The organism is Caballeronia arationis (assembly GCF_001544975.2).
In the GTDB taxonomy this organism is placed as follows: domain Bacteria; phylum Pseudomonadota; class Gammaproteobacteria; order Burkholderiales; family Burkholderiaceae; genus Caballeronia; species Caballeronia arationis.
In genome coordinates this window covers 1-567 of record NZ_FCOG02000596.1, presented here as the reverse complement: position 1 = coordinate 567, position 567 = coordinate 1, and the positions used below count along the sequence as shown (strand labels likewise).

Here is a 567-nt window from a genome sequence, read left to right as displayed (position 1 = left end):
TTGGCGTACTCGTTGCCGTTGATACACAGCTTGGCGTTGTACGGAAAGTAGGAACAGAACTTCAGGAAGAACGGGCCAAAGTCGTCGTCCACGCAGTAGAAGTAGTAGTGGTTCACCATCGCGCTGCCATCGACCACCCACGGATAGCTCATGCCGGTGCGTGCACAACGGCGCCGTTCGGTGCGCACCACGCGCGCCTTCTCCTGGGCGCGGCCGACGTACAGAATCCCTTCGTCGGCGTCGAACCGCTGCAGATACTGCTGGGTGATGTCGTCCTTGCGCTGGTGCCTCCCAAAGCTCACCAGATCCACACCTTGCTCGGCGACAAACCTCTCGATGTTGGCCACGAAGGCCTCGGTCTTGGGCGCCACCGCGGCGGTCGAGGCGAAGCGCTGACCGAGATGCCCACGCAGGTACCACACCACGCCGCCTACGCGCTGCAACTGCGGCACATACACGTTCAGGTACATCCGGTCGATGCACTCGCTCTCGAGCACGACGTGAGCGCGCAGAACTTCGCACACACTCTGTGATAACGTCATGACTGGCTCCGGTCGTCCACGGGTC

1 pseudogene is annotated in these 567 nt (G+C 61.7%); it reads right to left on the bottom strand.

The features are described 5' to 3' along the window. Nucleotides 1-542, bottom strand: a pseudogene (locus AWB81_RS44040) (hypothetical protein); the annotation flags it as partial. Nucleotides 543-567 lie beyond the last annotated feature (25 nt).